Source organism: Pulveribacter sp., from assembly GCF_032079985.1.
GTDB lineage: Bacteria > Pseudomonadota > Gammaproteobacteria > Burkholderiales > Burkholderiaceae_C > Melaminivora.
On record NZ_DAMATK010000011.1, the window covers coordinates 28,965 to 47,896 of the forward strand.

The following is an 18,932-nucleotide window of genomic DNA, read 5'->3' on the forward strand; positions in this document are numbered from 1 at the left end:
AGGGCAGCGCCATGCTCAAGGGCCGGCTGGGACTGGAAAAAGCCCGTATTCCACATGCAGACCGCCACGGCTTGCTGTGGCTCTCGCGTGGCGAGCTGTGCGTTGTCGAGGGTTGTCTGCATTTCATGCGAGGCAAGGACAGCCTGACGCCAGGTATCGACCAGATTCCGCATCAGGCTGTTTCCATGATCCTGCTGGGGCCAGGCAGCAGCGTCACACACGATGCGCTGCGGCTGTTGGCGCGCCATGGCACGCTGCTGGCGGCCGTGGGCGAGGATGGCGTGCGCAGCTATACCGCGCCGCCCTTGCTGCCTGACCGCTCCGACGTTGCCCGCCGCCAGGCCGAGCTGTGGGGCAGCCCGCGTCGGCGCATCAGCGTGGCGCGCCATATGTACGCCTTGCGCCTGGGCGAAGTCCTGCCCCACCGCGCTCTGGACACCTTGCGCGGCATCGAGGGCGCGAGGGTCAAGACCATCTACCGCCTGATGGCGCAAAAGCACGGCATCAAATGGGAGAGACGGCACTATGACCGCGCCAACCCCAACGCCGCTGACATTGCCAACCAGGCCATCAATCACGCCGCCACGGCGGTGCAGGCAGCGGCCGCCATCGCCGTGCAATCCATGGCCGCGCTGCCGCCGCTGGGCTTCATCCATGAAGACTCAGGGCAATCATTCGTGCTGGACATTGCAGACCTGTTTCGTGACACGGTGACGCTGCAAATCGCCTTCACGGCGGCTAAGCGCGCGCAAGACTGCGATGAAACGATCGACCGTTTGGTGCGCCGCGAAGCCGCTTCCGTGTTCCGCAAGCAGCAGGTAATTGCAGCCATGATCGATCGTATCAAGCAGGTACTGCGTGTAGACGAGGAGAGCCATGGCGCTGGCGATGATCGTGATTCGTGATATGCCGGGCCGGTTCCACGGCTTCCTGTCGTCGGTCATGTTGGAGGTGGCGCCCAACATTTTTGTATCGCCCCGCATGAATCCCGGAGTGCGCGAGCGCGTCTGGCAGGTGCTGTCGGACTGGTACGGCCAAGAGCGACAAGGCAGTGCGGTCATGGTCTGGCGCGATGTCAACGCCACAGGCGGCGTAGGTATGGCCCATCTGGGCGAGCCCCCACGCGAATTGGTGGAGGCAGATGGTATGTGGATCGTGCGCCGCTGAATGATTGCGTTGGACGCTCTTTAAAATTCAACATCACTTTCTTGCTTTTCTCTTTCATGGCAAAGAGTTAAGTGTGAGAGGTTGCCCCGCGCGAGCGGGGATAGGCCCCTGCAGCGTCTGGAAGACCAGTGCGGCGGCGCGGTTGCCCCGCGCGAGCGGGGATAGGCCCCGTGGCAGAAGGCCTTTCCGAGGGCTTCTGACGGTTGCCCCGCGCGAGCGGGGATAGGCCGTGCTCCAGATCCTCCCGGCACTGCCATCCCCAGGTTGCCCCGCGCGAGCGGGGATAGGCCCTTGCGGGAGCCAGCACCACCGACCAGCAAGAAGGTTGCCCCGCGCGAGCGGGGATAGGCCCATCCGCAAAGGATGGCCAGCCCATGGGCGCGGGGTTGCCCCGCGCGAGCGGGGATAGGCCCAGTGGTGGCGTAATAGTTGCCCAGTGAGCAATGGTTGCCCCGCGCGAGCGGGGATAGGCCCGATGGCCGCGCGACGGTCATCATGCCGTCTGCGGTTGCCCCGCGCGAGCGGGGATAGGCCCACTGGCCGCCGCAAGCCACTGGAGCGCGCGGAGGTTGCCCCGCGCGAGCGGGGATAGGCCCTTCTTTACCTTGCGGGACCACCCGGACGCGCAGGTTGCCCCGCGCGAGCGGGGATAGGCCCCACTGACGCCCAGGGCCGTCCTGTCACGATCCGGTTGCCCCGCGCGAGCGGGGATAGGCCCCAGCTGGTCGCCGCGCAGGCGCAGCGCATGAAGGTTGCCCCGCGCGAGCGGGGATAGGCCCGCGAAGAAATCCCCATCAGTTGGGCTCGCGGGGGTTGCCCCGCGCGAGCGGGGATAGGCCCCACCCCGAGCAGATTGCCATGCTGCGCGCGGAGGTTGCCCCGCGCGAGCGGGGATAGGCCCTCCGCGGGCGTCATGGCTGCGCCCAGGTCGGCGGTTGCCCCGCGCGAGCGGGGATAGGCCCCGCCTCTGCCTTTTTGACGCTTGTCGGCAAGGGGTTGCCCCGCGCGAGCGGGGATAGGCCCACCACGGCGGATGAGCTGGCCGACCTGATGGGGGTTGCCCCGCGCGAGCGGGGATAGGCCCGGCCCCTGCGATAGCGTGGGTCACCGGGTACAGGTTGCCCCGCGCGAGCGGGGATAGGCCCGCGCTGACCAGCGCCATCAGCATGCTGCTGGGGGTTGCCCCGCGCGAGCGGGGATAGGCCCCTCTTGTTCGAGGTCCGCGCCGTCTTCGCCCTGGTTGCCCCGCGCGAGCGGGGATAGGCCCCTACCTGGCCGAATGCCGGGCAGCAGGCGTCAGGTTGCCCCGCGCGAGCGGGGATAGGCCGTAGTTGCCCAAGCTGCAGTCAATCGCCAGAGCGGTTGCCCCGCGCGAGCGGGGATAGGCCCCAGGGGTTGTCCCGCCAGTTGACCTGCTCTACGGTTGCCCCGCGCGAGCGGGGATAGGCCCACGCTGCGTGCAGTCCACGAGGATTTGCTGCTGGTTGCCCCGCGCGAGCGGGGATAGGCCCCCGGTGGACAGCCTGCGTACGATGACGACAAAGGTTGCCCCGCGCGAGCGGGGATAGGCCCGGCGGCGAGTACCGCGCCTGGCGCCTGGGCATGGTTGCCCCGCGCGAGCGGGGATAGGCCCGGCATGTTCGAGATGCTGGGGCACACGCTCTAGGTTGCCCCGCGCGAGCGGGGATAGGCCCTTCAAGCCCTTCGCGTGAGGGCTTGACGATGCGGTTGCCCCGCGCGAGCGGGGATAGGCCCTGGGCGAGCGGGGATAGGCCCTGGGCGAGCTGGGCGACGTGCAGCTGTCGGTGGGTTGCCCCGCGCGAGCGGGGATAGGCCCGGCCTGACGCAATCGGCCCTGGGGGCCTTTGGGGTTGCCCCGCGCGAGCGGGGATAGGCCCGCTGTTCATCCACGAATCGGGGCAGGTATTGAGGTTGCCCCGCGCGAGCGGGGATAGGCCCTACTCCGACTATCTGCGCACCAGCCACCTCGGGGTTGCCCCGCGAGCGGGGATAGGCCCTGGCTGCGGAAATGCCCGGCATCCTTGCGCTCGGTTGCCCCGCGCGAGCGGGGATAGGCCCGCAGCGTGACGCCCTGATCGTTCGGCTGGGCCGGTTGCCCCGCGCGAGCGGGGATAGGCCCCGAGCTGATCCGTCATCCACCTTTGCCAAGGCAGCAATCAGATTAGCCGCTACAACTGGCAGATCCTGAAGCCGACGACGCCATGATGCCGAAACATGCTCCCCCTCGCGCGCTGCACCGGCCAACCTGCAGGACAACGGTTCGCGCCGACTTGGCAGTTCACCGTGGTCGAGCACAGCGCATTGGGCTGGTTTGTATGGCAAGGAATGTCCGCCCCGGGGCGATAGCAGTCACCCAGACCGCATGAGGAAGTGGCTGGAGGAGGCACTTGTCTTTCCGAGAAGTGAATTAGCTTCAGACCCGCACCGGTGCGACGGGGGCGAGGCAAAGTTAAGTCACCTCCGCGGCGTCGCAAGGCTGCTCACGCGCAGGAGCAAAGAACTAGGTGCGAGAAAGGTTGTGTCCTTCCCAACGCTGGGCGGAGCATTCTGTGGGATCAGGAGAACAATCTGGACCAGAGCGACGTCTTCACGGGTTCAGTCTCGGCGGGAGGTCTTGAGAGCGGAGCCTTCGAAGTGATCGTCTCGATGATCGGCGTGGTATCGATCACGATCTCCGGTACGCCTTCCCAGGCTGCCTGACGATTTCCACCTGGACTGTTGATCTCGCGAAATTCGGCGTCAATGGCGGCACCCTCGTCGTACCACTTTTTAAACCGCATCTGGCGTTCATGCAACGCGACCATCTCATTGTCAATGGAGCTGAGTTGCTGCTTGAGAGTCACGTAAGTCGGGAAAAACTGGTCAGCAAAGTCAGGCGCGTCGATCAGCTGGGTCACTTCCTTGGATTGGATTTGGAAGTTGGTAATCATGCCTTCGATTATTTTGACGAACTGAGCCTGACGCTCCTGCTCCTTGTAGCTGTCCCAAACTTCCAGAGCAACGCCCAGAATAGCCACCGCACTGCCGAGACTGTTTGCTAGCTTGGTTGCGCCCCAAGGCTTAAACTTGAGGTATCTACTGATGTCCAGTCCCACCATCTTTGTGGCGGCGTTTAGCCCGTCACGAGCCAATAAAACATTATCCTTAGTGATAACGCCCGGCTGAGAAAGGAACTTGACGCCTTTTTTGCTTATGGCATTCAACACATCGTCGTAATGCTTCAACTCGTTGTTGACATTCATCTGTATACGGTACAGATCGGCGTTAATGGCCCCTATTTCCTCATTAAAGATTTCTTGGATGCGTTGCTGCACCAGGCATCCTTCATTGCCTATTTCTCGGTGCATGAAATCATTGAAAGTTGGTAGCCCAACATTCCGAATCTGCAGTTGCAGATCTTCGAAATAGCGCAGCAAGCGACCACGGAGCCGAGTTTGGGCTTGCCCGATGTTGCTACGAACTTTGTGCAACTCCAGAGCTTGATCTTGTTTGATTTCCGTCATACGCCGCGCTTCATCCGCTAGCAAAGCATACGCTTCCTTAGCAGCAGGAAGCTGCTGGGTGATGACGTCTGAAATGATGGACTTCTGGGTTTCCTTGGCCAGCGAAATAAGGCCACCATTGCGCTCAATCTTCTGTTGAGTCGCACTTTGCAACGTGCTAATGCGCGAGAGACTTCGGAACTCGGACAGGTTACGCAACCAGTGCTCCACACCCAGATCGAATGGATTGGCCGAGACGGCAACGATTGAAGCTTCGCTCTGCTCCTGCGGCGACAACTCAAGCACATCGTCAAGCCGCTTCAAAACGGATTGCTTTTTGATAACGAATTTTTCTTGGAAATCGCTGTCCTCCGCTACGTCAGCTACTTCGTCAAAGCGGCTGAGAACAAATACGGTGCGAGGTAGCAGATTGAGGGTGCGGAAGAGCCATTTCAGATCTTCCGCATGACTCTCTTTGATCGGGTTGGCGGAATTCATCACGTACAGCACAAGGTGAGCCTCGCTCACGTAGTGCTTGGTGATGTCCTTGTACTTCTCGATTTCCTGGCTCGTAGCGTTGGTCTTTTCCTTGAAGCCGAAAAGTCCAGGAGTGTCGATAATCTGCAACTGGTCCTTGTAATCATATATCTGGACTTCACTGGAGGATTCGGCTTGACTGATGTTCATGCTCTTGCGATCGAGTTCCTCCAGCCAGGCAGCGGCGATCGAAGTCTTACCTTCGGAAAAGCCGCCAATCAAAGCCACCTTGAGTTTTTGCTCCGTTGCGCTTTTCACTGCATTCTGCAACTTTGCCACCAGATCCCGGTGGACTTGAATACCCAAGCTGCCTCCCTCTTGCACGAAAGCGCTGAGATTGGTCAGAATCGCAAGAGCTAGTTGTTTCTGTTGCTTGAACGATTGAATTGCGGTGGTCATGATACGTTGCTTTGGTTTTCAGACAGTGGCGGCGCTTTGGGATGGCGCAGAGGCGGTGGCTGCCGCGGCCGGCGTGGCTACAAGCTTGTCCCGAAGCGTAGTCATCTTCAAGGCAATTTCTTCCAACGCAATCTTGGTATTGAGGCTCTGCTCGTAGGGAATACGCATTTGGTTTTTGGTTAAGAGAAGCGCCTCGTTGATTTTTGCGCTAGCCGAGTCAAGATTTCCGTCAAGCATCTCGGTCATTTTTTCAAAGATCTTCTCGATGTTTTCGTCAGCGGACTTGCGCTGCTGCTCCTTCTTGTAGCTGCTACTGAAAAAGCCTCGCACGGCCTTATAGAAGCTGAACACGAGCCCAACCGCTCCGATTACTGCCGCAGCGGTCCAGCCCACAGGATTAGACGTCAAAAACGATGCCCAAACCAACGCAGCGGCACCGCCCAGCGTCGAGATCAGGCTCACGACATTGATGCCGTTGTCCATTTTGAAGTCTGTGTTAAAGCTTAGGTTAAGTGAGGAGAATTGGTCATCGATTGTGTAGTGCAAAATCTCGCTGACGTTCTTTTGATTCTTATTGATGATGGCTTCAGCTTCATCAGTGAAGGACTTGAATACCCTGGCGAACCGCGCTTCAAGTTCCCGGCCGACACTGGTCTTGAGCGCCTCAATCTCACCAGTCAAGTATTCTTTGAAGTCGTCGTTACTTTGGTCGCTCTCGATGAAGTCATAGATCGCCATGCGCATGGCAGATTTCTTAACGCTCAGTTCATCATGACATTCGCTCTTGAGTTTCTGTGATGTCCCAGAAAGCAGTCCATCGATCTGAGCCGAGGCGGATTTCTGCTGCGCATCCAACTTCTGTGCAGCATTAGCGAAATTGTCTCTTGCCTGATTTAAGTGACTGATGCCATCCTGCAGACAACTGCGAATCTTCTTCAGGTTGGCATCCCTAATCTTGATCTTAAAATTCTGGCATAGATCCGAGCGCAGAAAATGGATAAATGTCTGAATGCCGCTCCGCTGCAGAATTTCATCGCGCCCCATGGATGCCAGAAACTTTTCGCGGCTTCTTAAGTGAGGATTATTTGGAACCAGACAGGTGGCAGCCGCCAGAAAGGCAGGCATCGCGCTGACACAAATATGTCCCCTGTAGGTATCGGCGCCCAGCGAGCCGATCAGAGATTTGTCCATGTCTGCCAGACCGATAGCATCGTTCTGATTAGTCAGGGGTTGGCCTTGCAACACTTGTGGGTTGGTAGCGCTCTTGTTAAAAATCGCCCAAACCTCGGTCTGCTTGCCCAACTGACGCTTGATTTTGTCGATGGTCCCTTCTTGTCCGTCGCTGCCGGAGCCTGGTGGAGTGGCATTGCGCGTTACGTAAAAGACCGCGTGGGCTTTCTTGACGGATGAGTCGATGGAGCTCATCACCTGTTTTTCGTCGCCTTCGATACCAGGCACGTCGACCAATTGGAATTGCTGGCCCCCAACCACGAACTGATATGAATGCGATTGAAGCGTGAAGTCTGAGCGTCCGTTGCCGATGATGCTTCCATCCTGCAGTGGAACCAATCGAGCGAACGCGCTTTCCACATTGGCCTTTTCGCCTGTCTTGGCCGCCAACTCGGCATGGAGCTTGCGAGGCTCGGCAGCGATGACTTCAAGTCTTGCTTGGTTACCGGCCTTGAGCTGCACGAGAGCCAGCTCGCGCTCCGACAGAGCCTTCTCCTCATCCATTTTCCTGAACACGTGCATCAGCTTGTGCCAAAAATTTAACTGCTTGCGCTTATGCTCGATGGCGATCCTCAGCATCTCGATGCTGGCCGCTTGCTGCTGTTCCTCGCTCGCCAACTGCCGCGTGAGCAGGTCAACATGTTGCTGACTTTCCGCCAGTTGAGCCTGCAGGTTCTGGATGCTTAACTCGAGCGAGGCGATACTCTCTGAATCGAGGCCCAAGTCCTTGGTCAAATCTCTAAATTGCTGCTGTGTGGCGAGCTTGTCACTGTCGCCCAGCAAAATGCGGAGAGTCTCAATCAGAGTGGATTTACCAGCATTAGTCTCGCCGTAGAACGCGATGGTGAACGTGTCCCATTCGGACAGTTCGCGTAACTCGCGTATGTCCTCGTTGGTCTGGTCGCGCATCTTTTCCAGCAAGGACCTAGCGTTCGCAAATGCACTTTCTAGATCCTGGTTGGCATTGGCCGTCGAGTGTTTCCTCAGCACCGCTGCAAGCGATTGGTCCACCAGCGTTGTCACTTGGTCATATAACTGATTGGTCTTGTTGGTGCTGGCCATGCGTACTCGTTGAATGTTAGTGATTGGTTGTTCTAAGGGAGGTCTGCACAAGCACGTTGAGGCGTATTGATGTAGCGCTGAACGAATCCGGACTCATTGTTGTTGGGATATGGAACAGCGGCACGTCGTGCGGCGCATCTTCCATCGCCAGGGCCGACAGGTTGAACCACTGTTGCGTGAAATGGATACGCAGCATGGGCTTCCTCGCAAAGGCCGGTCGGCCCCGGCGGCCTTCCGGCATGTACGGCGATACCAGCGCCTCCAGTTTGGCACACGGCACCACGCGCTACGTCTCGCCGAGAAACTTCTGCCGGTGAGTGCGCTTGTTGGAGTGCCCCAGGCCCAGGCTTTGTTGCTTCATGACGACCAGCAGCGATTCGGGCGCGACGCCTTTCTCAGTGATGAGGTAAACGATGCGCTCGACCAGCGTAAAGGTCTTGCCAGACCCCGGCCCGGCGATGATGAGCACCGGACCATCGGTAGCCAAAATGGCATCGAGCTGCTGCGGATTGGCCTTGGATTGGAGGGCAGCGATGCTGTCGGTCATTCCGCCACCTCCCCATCACTCAACTTCGCTTTGCCGATGCGGCTGGCAACCCATTGATTCAACTCATCACGGAGACGGCGCCAAGCCCCGCCGAGCTTGAACGATGAAAGCTTGTTGGCGGCAACTAAGCTATAGACGGTGCGCTTACCCATCATCAAATAGTCAGCCACCCCATCAATCGTAAAGGTCTCTCCCGGCAGTTCGCTCATTTAGCCATCCAAGTCGTTTCGGAAATTAGCTTACCCAAAAGATACATTTTGTCATAGAGTAGTAGCATTGGGCAATGCTTTGCCGACTTTGGGAGCTAAAAGGTGTCGCAGAGAGAGAAACATTGGTAGCTTCTCAGGAAGTTAGTTGTAGTCCGAACTTTGTTAAACTTCCTGCCAAACGGTTCTGACGTATTCTCAGGCCCGTTCACATCGTAGCAGGGGCAACATGGCTGCTTTGTGCAGACCTTCACTCATGCAATAAATGCTACGACCTTCTATTTTTCCTTGCTGCCTGCTCACAAACCGGCCGCCACCAGTTCTCTCAGCCACGGCGCACCTAGCGCGATCCGGTCTTCAGTATCGATACCGTTTTTTTGCGGTATGACGAACAGACGGTTGTCGTTCAGAGGATAGTTTCTAGCAATCTGGTCGAAGGCCATGCGGTGCAGTGAATTGTCTGGAAGATCGCTCACTTGCCAGCCAGAATTAACGCATCGGATTTTTAGTCCGCTGTTACGCAGTTCCAAATGGCGCTCCTCGGTGCCGTCACCGGAAAAGCACCGGGGCCATTTATCGTTACCAATCCGGTCATATGGAACTTCAGCTGATGTTGCAAGGGCCAGGAGATAGCTGTCGTAGTGATAAGTGCGGTTATCGCAGTAGTACCCACTGAGCATACACAACGCATAGCCTGGCTCAGGGCCTATAACGTGGCTGCCGGAGGCCCCACTACGCAGTACCGCGTACTTCACCATGTAGTAGCGCCAGTCTTTGAGGGTGGCAGGATCGCTGACGAAGCTATTTATGACGTCAGTCAGAGAGTTCACGTCATCTAGCAGAGCCAGCAAGGCAGCACTGCTGGGATGAAACATTTCACCCCTGCGGGCGCGAAACAGGTTGTCCCAGGGTTCAGAGTTTTTGGGAGCGCCAAGATAGGCCAGTCGATAGCCCTGCCCTCTTTTCGTCCAGCGGCCTTCATGCCCGTAGGCCAGCAGAGCTGCCGTGATATCGCTGTACGACTGTGTGAATAAGTACGAAAACCGAGCAGCGCGATGCTCAAAGACAGCTGCGTTTTGTATTGAATTCAGATTGAATACCGTCAACCCGCCGCGCAAAAGTTCGTGGTCCTCCAGACGGTGCAGAGTGTCCTGCTGTGGTAGCGCCCTCATCAGGAATTCACGCTTGTCCCTTTCGTTTTGCACTTGGACTTGGTTGAAGGTTCTAATGCCCTGCAGTACCTCATCTAGCGGCCCGCCTGCCATGATCACTTCGACTTCCGCTAGCAGCTGGGGCATATTGTTGCGTTCGCCGGCACGAATATCGTCTGGCGACGCCTCGATCAGATTGCGCAACAGACGCAGTCGATGCGACATGTCTTCCTGAGGAACCTTGCCCAAAATGCCTAACAGCACACCATAAAACAGCAGCGTATGCGCCAAGCGCCATGATCCTGTGCCGTATAGATCGCAGCAGGCGCGGAACATGTCCACACCAATCGTTTGCTCGTCAAAGTCACGGAAGTTGAAGACAGGCAGCGCCTTCGTGGCTGCAGCTCGGGAGCGGGTGAACAGCTGCTCGAAAAGTTGCTGGATAGCGCGGGGCTTACGCACGCTAGCTTCGTCAGGCTCCAGCCAGACATCCAACGCTCGGGTTACCCAGTTTAGGGATTCGACCGAATATTCCGGCTTTCCTGAGTGGGCACCGAAAAATAATTGGGCGAGGCGAACCAGCTCATGCGCATCCTGGGCCGATTGGTAGTTGACAGGCTCTCCCTGCTTCCAGGCCCACACCTCCAATAGAAAGCGCAAGTAGCGCATGAACTCTTCGTCGATAAGGTCGTTGTCGCCTCTGTAATGCCAGAACAGGTCGGCCCATACCGTGTCGATGTTTTGCGAAAAGGCGTGCAACGTGTCAGCCGAGAAAGCCGGGTTTGAGCGTAGCAGAGCTTGCAGCTCTGCCTTGAAATTCTCAAACTCTGTTAACGGCTTGCCCCGCGAATTCATCTTGACGTAGAGAGTGTTGCTCCCGCCAGTGGCTTGTATGGGGAGAAGATGAAAGCGGATTGCCGGCGCAGCCAGATCTGTCAGCCGATTCCAGTGCGCACGAGGTTTTTCATCCGAAACATGGCTATAGCGTGTGTGCAGCACATCCAGCATGACTAGCATGCCTTGGATGGTCGGGTCGTGCTTCCAAGTAGGCAAATAGCGAGCCTGGTCTTTGAGCCAGCCGGATATTGTGGCTTGCGTCAGGTCTGTAGGTCGGCATTCCGTTAGAAACTCGCAAAACCTCCGCGCGCCGGGACGGGTGGCGTAGCTAAAGGCGTGCCAAGGCTGTTTCACGCCTGCCATTTCAGGAATGTGCCAGGCCAGATAGCAGTGCAATAGGAATAGAGTAGTCAGCCGTTGTTGGCCGTCCAGCGGGTACAAGGTGGATACTTTGTGCGTGCCATTCGTCTCTTCCACCAGGTCGCCGAAAACGAAGTCCAGATCGATGCCATTGGGGCTGTCCAAGGCCTCGAATAGGCTGTCGATGAAGCGTTCGCGAATCTGTTGCACCTTTGGGTGGCTGCGACCTTGGGCATAGTCGCGCTGGATCTTCGGGATGACAATAGCCCCCACTTGTATCCCGCGGATGGGTTGACTGAACAACTGAGCCAGGCTAGTGTGAGTGCGTTCGCTGTGTAAGGTGTTCATTCCAGATAGGGATTCAATGTTGTTCGCATGGCTTGCAGATAATCTGCCTTGTCCGCCTCACCCCAGAAATGGGGCTGTTGGTGGCCAGCGCGCGTGTAATACTTTAAGAACACGTTGCGAGTGGCCGCAGGTATATAGTGCCCATGTTTGTCCCTATCCACGACCTTTTGCCGCTTGACTTCAAACACGGCATTGCTCAGCTCGGCATTGATCTTGTGTGACAACAGGGCCAGATTGGCGATGCTGTGATCGGCGCCTTCATTGCCTAGAGTCAGGGCTTTCTGTACACGAGCCGCCAAGTCGCGAAAGCGCTCGCCAAAGCCCCGCTCTTCCACCGTCGAAATAGCGGCGTCGATCTCTGTCAGCAGAGGCTGTTGCGTTGGGAATTGCGCGTCCTCGATGGCCTGCAGCGCTTTGCGGTGCTCCTGCAACCAAGCCTTCCATTGTTCTGCACGAGTCAGATCCTGTGCGTTCTGAGCATGAATATGCTCCAGCGTCCATGCCTGCCCTGCATGTTTTTCAAACGGGAATCGCTCGGGTGGGAGCCGCTGGCAGTAGATAAGAACGTTGAACAGCAGCAGCGCACGCTGCAGTGGGCCTGAGTGGGCCTCATAGCTGAGTTCGGACAAGTCTTCGGCTCTAATCTTCAGTGATTGCTTGATTTGCTCATCCAGCCAGCGGTCAAATGCATTCTTACTGCTGCCCAAGGCGTTCTGTTGGATGTCTCCGATTGACATTCCACAAAACACCAGAAATCCGATTTTGTTGTACCAGCGTGGCTCTTCCAGCCAACCAATTATTTGGGCGTGGAGCGCCTCCACATCCTTCCACAGCGTCAGGCCTTCTTTCTCGGCTAAGTCACGCAGCGTTTCGAAGGTCTGGTAGGGCTTGGGCTTGCTGTCGGTAGCGATGCCTTGAGTCTGCAACCTTTGGTTGGACAGAATATCAAACAGCAAACTGATGCGGGTGCTATAGCGCTCGTCATCCTGCACATTGCCGGCCACAAAGGCCCAGATTTCAGGGCGTTGCAGATCGCGTTCTATGCTGTCCCATTGCGCGGCGACCTCGTCCTCTCGCCCCTGGTGATTCTTTGAAACGAAGGTCAGTAGAACGGCCTTCAGCAACTCTGCGTCGGTCAGGGGAATCCGGCCTTGGTTGAGACGTGTGAAGAGGGGGATAAGCTTTTCGCCGGCTGGAACTTCGTACCAGATGACATGGACGGAGTTGTGCAGGTAGCGATGAATCTCATCAACCTTGTGCTCTTTTGCCTGCTCGTTTTCAACGCCCGTATCGAACCAGTCAGCTATCGCTTGATGAGCCATCCATAAATGGTAGTAGTCGATGTTTTCGAAGTCTTTTTGCGGCTCCATTCCTTCCAAATAGTCGTGACAGCCGGGACGAGTCTGGTACCTCAAGCGATACGCCGCACCAGAGCGTCGGTAGCCGCTCTTTTGCATGTAATTAAAGATCAGCCACAACGTCGTGAGCCGCTGCTGCCCGTCAATCAGCTCCCAAGTGTCGTCCTCTATTTTTTGGACCACTATAGGCTGCAGGCTGTACCGAGGCGCCTTGCTATCCGACAGGTCATCTAGCAGCTTATGTACCTCATCACGGGTCCAGCGGTAACCGCGCTGATAGGCGGGCACAAAAAAGGTGCCCGAGAGCCCCTGGTTGTTCTGACCGGTGAGAGGGTCTTTCCCAAAGCCCACCGGTTTGTATTCCAGTTTGTAGTCCATCTCGTTATTTGTTCTCAGTGTTCAAGGTCATCAAAGGCACTCTGCGCACTTGATTGACCGCTTGTCCAAATCCCCGCAGCCACCACTCCAGCATCGCACTGTCCACCACTGTGGCAGTCACCTCTAGCCAACCATCACTCGCGTCCCGCACCTGTTGATCCCTGGACAGTGGTGTCTCCAGCAGGTGGGCTCCCGCCAGACGTTCGATCTGGAACGTAAGCGATACTCGTTCGCCTTCGCCAAAGCCGAAGCGCCCGTCGTCGTCGTATTTCTGCAGGTCAAATCCGGCAGGCCGCTCAAATGTCAACGTGGACGCCTGTGCTTGACGGATGCGATGCACGGCCAGGCTGCGTTCGTTGTCGAAGCCCTCGTAACGACAAACCAGGTACAAGCGCGGTCCCTGCTGGGCCAAGCCCAGCGGCATGACCTTGATGGGCTTTCGTTTGCCCGAGGCATTTTGGTAGTCCAGCTCCAGCCAGCGGTTGGCATACAGCGCCTCACTGACCTGCTCCAGCACACCGGCGGCAATGGTCGGCGGCAGCAGCGGCTGACTGGTGGCAACCACGCGCACCTTGTCTGGCCATTGGCGCGCCAACTGCACGTTGGGGCCCTGGCTGTCGTCGCAGAGGTTGCGACGCGCCTGGGCGAAGAATCCATCCATGGATTGCATAAGCCGCGCCGGCAGCAGGTGCTTCAGATGTTCTTCAGCCAGCTGCAGCAGCAGGGACTCGTGCGGCGTGAGATGGGGCACGGCCAGGCTCTGGGCGCGTTCCAACCAGCGGTAACCATAGGGCTTGCTGCGCTCGTCGCGCTCAATATCGAAATGGCGCGAGAGAGTTTCCAGTTGTCGCTGAATGGTGCGCAAGTCCCGCCCCAACCCCGCGTCCGCGAGTTGGCGGTGTAGCTCTGCAGCGGTGATCTTGCGTCCACGGGGGATTCGACGCAGCAGCTCAACCGCAAGCAGGACAGTCTCTAGAGTATCGGGGCGTTGAGCCATGCTGGAAGTCTCCCACAGAGCCGGCGTTGCGCTCCTGCGTTTTCACAAGAAGCCAATGACGTTGTTCGCGTCTTCCTTAAGAGTGCATTCCCTTTCCAGCGAGGCAACCAATGCCTCGGCATCGGCCAAGGTGCGAAAGCGCTGGCTACGCAGTACGACAGCAAAATCGCCCGGCGTGAGTTGGCGCAGCCGCGACAAGCGTGCGCGCAGCCCTGCGGCGGGCGTGGGTAGTTGCAATCGCCTGCAGTGCTGCAGCAGCAGCGCCCAGCTCTGCTCAGGCTTCAGGTAGTCCAGCTTTACCTTCAGATCGAAGCGGCGCAGCGCGGCAGGATCCAACCCGCTCATCAAATTAGTGCTGGCGATGAACACGCCAGGGAAGTCCTCCATTTGCGTGAGCATTTCGTTCACCTGTGTCACCTCCCAGCTGCGGTGCGCGCCGCGGCGGTCCTGCAAGAAGCTATCCACCTCGTCAATGAGTAGCAGCGCTCCATCGTCCTGCGCCTCGCGGAAAGCACGAGCAATGTTTTTCTCAGCCTCGCCCACATACATGGAAAGCAGGTCCGAGGCGCGCCGCACCATGAGCGGAAGGTCCAGCTGCTCGGCCATCCAACGCCCAAAAGCTGTCTTGCCAGTACCAGGTGCGCCATACAGGCACAGACGAACGCCACCGGCACCAGAGGCAGCGCGCAAACCGTGCGTCAACTCGGCCATGTCGGCGTCCGCATTTAGAAACGCCAAGTCATACGTATCGGAGTTATGGACATACTGCTGGCGCGGCAGTGGGCGGTGGCCTTGGGCCTGCAGGGTATGGCTGACCAAGTGCTCAAAGGCATCGGCACTGTCCGCGCGGCCGATCACAGGGCCAAGGGCGTGGGCAATGCTGGCAGCACGGGCGACTACGGCGGGTGTCAAGTCCTCAGCGCCGACCACGCGCGCCAAGCGTGGTGCGTCTAGCAGGTCACCGCAGTGTGCTTGCACAATACGAGCGCGCTGGCTGCGCGGCGGCACAGGCAGCTCAAACACCATATCGAAGCGTCGGATGAAAGCGGCGTCCATGCCATGCACGGTGTTGGACAGCCACAGCGTCGGCACGAGGTTGTCCTCAAGCGTACGGTTGAGCCAGCCCTTGCGAGACTGAGCAGCGCCCCTCTCTTGCGGGCCGTCGCTAAACACGTCTTCCACCTCATCGAACAACAGCAGCGCCTTGCGCCGTGCCAAAAAGCTCTGCGCAGCACGCAAGGCGCGCAAGCGTTGTGTGCCGCTGATGGGATCGCCGTCCTCGTCCTCCGTTGCCACCTCAAACAGCTCGCAGCCCAGCTCCCGAGCCAAAGCGCGAGCCAGTTCGGTTTTGCCCGTGCCGGGCGCACCATATAGGTACACGTTGACACCACGCCGCTGCATGGCCTGTGAATAGCGCAGCCAAGAACACATGATGTTCAGCGTGGACTGAACGTGGCCATAGTCGGCCAAGGACAGATGGCCCGTCGCGGCAAACTGAATCTTGCCGCGCAGCAGTGCGATGGGGTCGGCTCGGCCAGACTCCATCTGGTCAGCGAAAGTGTGCGACAACACTTCAAGCTTGGACTTCAGACGCGATGCTCCGGTGCGGTCTACAACCAAGAGACCCGAGCGCGCGAGCGTGCCCTGGCTACCCAGAGACTGGCGAACCTGCGCCTCGGGCAGTTGGAGCACCAGGGCCACAGTTTGAGTCGCCTGGGGCGTGCTCAGAGGACCCAGCATGTCAGCCGTATCGTCGAGCAATGCGTCGTTGTGCAGGCATATGGCGAACGCCAAAATGCATTTATCCACCTCGTTTAACCCCAAGAGAGTGGCTAGCTGCTGTACGTTCTCCTCCAGCAGAGCAGGCAGGGTCCGGTCTGCCCAAGCGCGGTGCTGTTCTTCCAACAGTTGGAACAGCTCTTTTCGAACAGCCCTGGGATCGAACGAGCGGTGCTCGGGATAGATCCAGTGATCCAGGCCGAGCACGTGGGCGATGTCGTCGCGAGCAAAGTCGTCCTTGCGCACAAATTGATGGAGGACGGCTGGCGAGGTGACCAAACGCAGCATCCACAGCCTGATGTGTGGCAGCTGCCTGATGGGAGGCCGGGCGTGGCAGTAGGCCATAGATGTTCTCTCCTGGGTTGACGGGAGCATCATCCGCAGGGATGCGACAGATAGTGTCGCTGCAGACTCCGGGCACAGCGACATCAGCCGCAAACAATTTGAACTGATCCGCTCATTGGGTTGATTTGTACGAAGTGTTTTGCCCCGTACCATATTTGCTACGCCACGGTCGCCAGTGGCGGGCGTGCCCAGCGAATTCCCCAAGTGGCACATAGCGCATGCGTACTTTGCGATCAGGAGCGAAGCACACGAAAAGGGCAGCCTGCTGGAGCAAACTCTAAAAATCTGGTTGGTGTAGCCCGCGAGAGACTGAGGCGCAGCGACTCAAGCGCGTTCTTGATCATGAGCGCGCTACGGCGAGGAGAACAGGGACACTGCAGCCTTCACGGCCGAGGACGCGGACAGGAAGGTCTCGGGCCTCAAGCGCCACATCGCAGTGGACTACCAACTATGGAAAAACTGTGCGAGGCTGCTCAGCTGAGATGCGTGCAGTGCAAGTGCAGTTGCAGCTAGTTTAAGACGCGCGCAAATATAGCTGCACGCATGCCAGTTTTAGTCCTGGCTGGACTCCTAGAAAGCCAACGGGTTTTTGCAAGACGCACCTGAATCAGATTCTGATAATAGCGACTTCGCCGCTACTAATATTTTGGCGCGATGCGTAATTAATCGCTTTTTGTTTTATCAGGCAAGCTACCTGGCGCTGGTCCGGACCTTACGCACACGGACAAAAGGACGGTGCTATCGTACATCATCCCTGCATCTTCGATGCGCGCTTTTTTTCCCAGCGCAGCCAGCTCGCGCCGAGGTTCAAGAACAACGCGAAGATGAGCATACCCACCCCTAGGGGATCATTGAAGAATTCTTGCATTTGGTCAGCTTACTCCTTTGCCTGCTGTAAGGTCTTCATTTCCACGCTGACTGTTCCCGTTTTCACTGTGACGTCTCTATTGCTCCATCGCATAGCGATCACTGCGATGACGAGAAAGACCAGGTCCGTGCAGATCAGCGACCGGCCAGTGACGTGCTCGGCGTCCCATAGCGTGGGGTGCTCGGATAGATACTCGAACAGCGCCTGTACATCCTCGATGGCCGACGCGCTCCAGTGCATCCTATAGGACATTGCGCAGTTCTTGGGCGCGAGCCTTGAGAGCTTGGCGAAGCTGATCGGTGCTCATGCCAGAGCGCTTGTCGGCACGCGCCGCGGCCACCTTAGCGAGTATCCGCTCGTCGTACTCGGCCTGGGTTAGCTCCTCACTGGCCAGGCGCTGCAACAGTTCGGCTTTCGCCGCGCCCTTGCCAGGCAAGAGGCGCAGCAGGTTCTCAGCCAGCTCACGCAGGTAGTTGGCGTTCTCGTAGCGGGCGGCTGGGGCTATGCTTGACGTCACTGAAGTACTTCAAACGTCTGCTGTTGCTCAATCAACTCTTGGGATTGCAGGCCCAAAGTAATCTGACGAACTTCGTTGAGCTCTTGTGTCAACTGGTGGATCTACTGCCGGAACTTCAACCATCGCAATCAGATCCCCTACAAGGCACCGCTTGCATTGCTGAGAAACAATCCGCTCTGACCACGTTTGCTTCCTAAGACCCTTCGTTAATCCAAATTAGCCAGCAAATGGTGCCAAAACCGAGTCCGCTTCGCCAGAGTTGAAATTATTATGTGTTCATGCCAGGTATGGGCCCCGTCACCATCAGCGCCCAGCGCATCAAGAGAGGGCACGCCCAGGGCGGAGGTGAAATTAGCGTCGCTTGCTCCGCCCGTGGGAGGCGCCTCTTCGAGATCGAAACCGGCAGCATGAGCAGAAGCCTGAACGCGGTTGAGAAGCGCGACCACTTTCTCATCACGGACCATTGGAGGACGGTTGACCTCCACATCGACAGACAATTGCACGTCTTCGCCCACGGGGCGCAGGGCGTTCATTTTCTGAACGATCTCATCGGCCGACACCATGTCTGAGAACCGAAAGTCGACGTGGCATTTGCAGAAAGCCGGCACGGTATTGCTGGTGGTGCCGCCCTCAATGGTGCCCACGCTCACAGTGATGCCGCGCGAGTAGTCGGTCATAGCTTCGAGCGCTAGCACTTGGTGTGCCATCTCACGCACCGCGCTGCGCCCCTTCTCATGCGCCAAGCCGGCGTGAGAGGCGACACCCTGGACTTGCAAATGCACATTGCCAGTGCCCTTGCGTGCGGTCACGCAGCGCCCGCCGTTGGCACGTGCCGGCTCTGCCACTAAGCAGTAACGCGCATTTCTCGCGTATGCCTCGATCGACGCACGAGACGCATGGCTGCCCACCTCCTCGTCGGGCACGACCAGCATGTCCACCGGCAGTGGCGTGCTGCCCGGCTGGGCGAGCGCGCTAAGCGCTGCCAGCGCCATATAGACGCCCGCTTTCATGTCGTAGCCGCCGGGCCCGTAGAGCTTGTCTCCCTCGATGCGCACCGGGTTGGCGGACAGAGTGCCGATGGGGTGCACTGTGTCCATGTGTCCCAGGATGAGCAGGCCTGGCCGCGTGTCGCCCGGTGCGCGATTGGTCGCACTGAGCAGCGGAAGCTCGGGTGCCTGGGGCGTGGCTCTCACTGGCGTCACATTCACCCGCAAGCCGCTCTCCGCGGCGCACGTACGGATCAGCTCGGCCATGCGCCACAGTGCGGCCGCGTCATGAGAAGGCGACTCGCAGGCCATCCACTCCGAGATACCGGCCACCAGTTGTTCGGTCGTTACGTTCAT

The 18,932-nt window shown here is 58.3% G+C and carries 12 protein-coding genes, 3 pseudogenes and 1 CRISPR repeat array; of the genes and pseudogenes, 3 read left to right on the top strand and 12 right to left on the bottom strand.

From position 1 onward, the window contains the following. Positions 1 to 11: 11 nt before the first annotated feature. On the top strand, positions 12 to 905 hold the full coding sequence (gene cas1e, locus RT282_RS16635; protein WP_313316092.1) for a type I-E CRISPR-associated endonuclease Cas1e: 894 nt from the start codon (positions 12 to 14) through the stop codon (positions 903 to 905). Continuing rightward, positions 877 to 1,167 (top strand): type I-E CRISPR-associated endoribonuclease Cas2e, encoded by a 291-nt coding sequence (gene cas2e, locus RT282_RS16640; RefSeq protein WP_313316094.1) that lies wholly within the window; start codon positions 877 to 879, stop codon positions 1,165 to 1,167. The genes cas1e and cas2e overlap by 29 nt, the downstream gene beginning before the upstream one ends. Positions 1,168 to 1,246: 79 nt before the next feature. After that, a CRISPR array of direct repeats spans positions 1,247 to 3,127; the repeat unit is 29 nt; unit sequence GGTTGCCCCGCGCGAGCGGGGATAGGCCC. 616 nt (positions 3,128 to 3,743) lie between these two features. Here the strand turns inward: cas2e and RT282_RS16645 are convergent. From RT282_RS16645 to RT282_RS16685, 9 genes and pseudogenes are all read right to left on the bottom strand, one after another. After that, complete coding sequence (locus RT282_RS16645) at positions 3,744 to 5,606, bottom strand: LeoA/HP0731 family dynamin-like GTPase (RefSeq protein ID WP_313316096.1); 1,863 nt, start codon at positions 5,604 to 5,606, stop codon at positions 3,744 to 3,746. Positions 5,607 to 5,624: 18 nt separating this feature from the next. Next, entirely contained in the window at positions 5,625 to 7,898 is a 2,274-nt protein-coding gene (locus RT282_RS16650) for a hypothetical protein (protein WP_313316098.1), read from the bottom strand. 112 nt (positions 7,899 to 8,010) lie between these two features. Then, a pseudogene (locus RT282_RS16655) lies at positions 8,011 to 8,259 on the bottom strand (IS5/IS1182 family transposase); the annotation flags it as partial. A 12-nt stretch (positions 8,260 to 8,271) separates the two neighbouring features. Continuing rightward, positions 8,272 to 8,445: pseudogene (locus tag RT282_RS16660) on the bottom strand (UvrD-helicase domain-containing protein); the annotation flags it as partial. Next, positions 8,442 to 8,654 carry a helix-turn-helix domain-containing protein gene (locus tag RT282_RS16665; protein ID WP_313316100.1) on the bottom strand — a complete coding sequence of 71 codons (213 nt, stop codon included), beginning with the start codon at positions 8,652 to 8,654 and terminating at the stop codon, positions 8,442 to 8,444. The gene RT282_RS16665 and the pseudogene RT282_RS16660, both read right to left, overlap by 4 nt. 296 nt (positions 8,655 to 8,950) lie before the next feature. After that, positions 8,951 to 11,347, bottom strand: coding sequence for a DUF262 domain-containing protein (locus tag RT282_RS16670; protein ID WP_313316101.1), 2,397 nt, complete (start codon positions 11,345 to 11,347; stop codon positions 8,951 to 8,953). Beyond that, positions 11,344 to 13,083, bottom strand: coding sequence for a DUF262 domain-containing protein (locus RT282_RS16675; RefSeq protein WP_313316103.1), 1,740 nt, complete (start codon positions 13,081 to 13,083; stop codon positions 11,344 to 11,346). The genes RT282_RS16670 and RT282_RS16675 overlap by 4 nt, the downstream gene beginning before the upstream one ends. A gap of 4 nt (positions 13,084 to 13,087) precedes the next feature. Then, a complete protein-coding gene (locus tag RT282_RS16680) occupies positions 13,088 to 14,080 on the bottom strand; it encodes a WYL domain-containing protein (RefSeq protein WP_313316105.1) in 993 nt (330 codons plus the stop codon). A gap of 42 nt (positions 14,081 to 14,122) precedes the next feature. After that, the gene (locus tag RT282_RS16685; RefSeq protein WP_313316107.1) at positions 14,123 to 16,204 is read right to left on the bottom strand and encodes an AAA family ATPase; all 2,082 of its coding nucleotides are present in this window, start codon (positions 16,202 to 16,204) and stop codon (positions 14,123 to 14,125) included. A 31-nt stretch (positions 16,205 to 16,235) separates the two neighbouring features. Here RT282_RS16685 and RT282_RS16690 point away from each other — a divergent pair. Further along, positions 16,236 to 16,646, top strand: a pseudogene (locus RT282_RS16690) (hypothetical protein); the annotation flags it as partial. A 435-nt stretch (positions 16,647 to 17,081) separates the two neighbouring features. Here the strand turns inward: RT282_RS16690 and RT282_RS16695 are convergent. From RT282_RS16695 to RT282_RS16705, 3 genes are all read right to left on the bottom strand, one after another. Then, complete coding sequence (locus RT282_RS16695; RefSeq protein ID WP_313316110.1) at positions 17,082 to 17,324, bottom strand: hypothetical protein; 243 nt, start codon at positions 17,322 to 17,324, stop codon at positions 17,082 to 17,084. Then, the gene (locus tag RT282_RS16700; RefSeq protein ID WP_313316112.1) at positions 17,314 to 17,589 is read right to left on the bottom strand and encodes a plasmid stabilization protein; all 276 of its coding nucleotides are present in this window, start codon (positions 17,587 to 17,589) and stop codon (positions 17,314 to 17,316) included. The genes RT282_RS16695 and RT282_RS16700 overlap by 11 nt, the downstream gene beginning before the upstream one ends. Positions 17,590 to 17,795: 206 nt before the next feature. Then, the gene (locus RT282_RS16705) at positions 17,796 to 18,932 is read right to left on the bottom strand and encodes a M20 family metallopeptidase (protein WP_313316114.1); all 1,137 of its coding nucleotides are present in this window, start codon (positions 18,930 to 18,932) and stop codon (positions 17,796 to 17,798) included.